Source organism: Rhodopseudomonas sp. BR0C11 (assembly GCF_010820945.1).
Classification (GTDB): domain Bacteria; phylum Pseudomonadota; class Alphaproteobacteria; order Rhizobiales; family Xanthobacteraceae; genus Rhodopseudomonas; species Rhodopseudomonas palustris_H.
This window is the reverse complement of record NZ_QTKI01000687.1, coordinates 1-1,408: the sequence shown is the minus strand read 5'-3', so window position 1 is coordinate 1,408 and position 1,408 is coordinate 1. Positions and strand designations below refer to the sequence as shown.

General features: G+C 63.8%; 2 protein-coding genes. Both read left to right on the top strand.

Annotation, left to right across the window (positions count from 1 at the left end):
* Nucleotides 1-401: macro domain-containing protein (locus DYI24_RS26590; RefSeq protein WP_164574456.1), on the top strand; the 401-nt coding region annotated here is incomplete at its 5' end.
* Between the two features lie 107 nt (nucleotides 402-508).
* Nucleotides 509-1,408 (top strand): serine hydrolase domain-containing protein (locus DYI24_RS26585; protein ID WP_246701384.1); only part of this gene is annotated, 900 nt, incomplete at its 3' end.

Here is a 1,408-nt window from a genome sequence, read left to right as displayed (position 1 = left end):
GTGCAGCCGGTCCTGAACTCGTCGCCGAATGTGAAACGCTCGGCGGCTGCGCCACCGGGGATGCCAAGATCACCCGCGGCTACCGTTTACCTGCGCGCCATGTGATCCACGCGGTCGGCCCGATCTGGCACGGCGGCGGCCATGGCGAAGATGCCGCGCTCGCCTCCTGTTACGCCCGCGCATTGCAGCTCGCGAACGAGCATGCGCTGAGCTCGATTGCGTTCTCGGCGATCTCGACCGGCGTTTACGGTTTCCCGCCCGAGCGCGCTGCGCCGATTGCGGTCCGAACCACTCTTGAGGCGCTGCGCTCGACCACTTCAGTGACCCGAGCGGTGTTCTGTTGCTTCTCGCCCGCGAGTGCCGAGTTGCACCGCGCGGCGCTGGCGGAAGCGGCCCCTTGAAACCGCTTCACGCGCCGCTACCATCACATCCACGAAAAAGAACCTAGGAGGATACGAGAATGCTGCGTCGCGCTGCGCGATGGTTGATGGCAGGAGCGCTGGCCGCAATGGCCGCGAGCCCGGCGATCGCCGAGACCACCTTCGACCTGCCGCCGAGCGTGCAGTTCTCCGACAAGAAACTCGAACGCATCGACGAGTTCTTCAACAAGATCATCGCCGAAGGCAAAATTCCCGGCGCGATCGTGTATATCGAGCGCCACGGCAAGCCGGTCTATCACAAGTACTTCGGCGTTCGCGACGTCGCCACCAAAGAGCCGATGACCGACGACACCATCTTCCGGCTGGCGTCGCTGACCAAGCCGTTCACGGCCTTCGCGGTGATGACGCTGGTCCAGGACGGCAAGATCAAGCTCGACGATCCGGTGTCGAAATACATCCCGGCATTCGCCGACACCAAGGTCGGCGTCGAGAAGAAGCGCGAGGACGGCGAGAAGTATCTCGATTTCGTCGCGCCGAAGCGGCCGATCCTGATCAGCGATCTGTTGCTGCACACCTCGGGCATCACCTACGGCTTCTATGGCGACAGCCTGGTGCGCAAGGCCATCGCGGCGGCCAAGATCTACGATGGCGATCCGAGCAATGCCGAATTCGCCGAGCGGATCGCCAAGCTGCCGCTGCAGGAGCAACCCGGCACGCTGTGGGACTACGGCAATTCCTACGAGGTGCTTGGCCGGGTGATCGAGGTCGCCTCCGGCAAGTCGTTCTATGAGTACCAGAAAGGGCGGCTGTTCGATCCGCTCGGGATGAAGGATACCCGCTATTATCTGACCACCGAGGAACAGAAGGCGCGGATGGCGCAGCCGATGCCGAACGACGCCGACTTCCGGGTCGGGCGGCCGAGCCGGCCGGACATCGTCAAGAAATGGGAATCCGGTGGCGGCGGCCTGACCTCGACGCCGTCCGACGTGATCCGCTTCGTCCGCATGCTGCACAACAAGGGCGAGCTC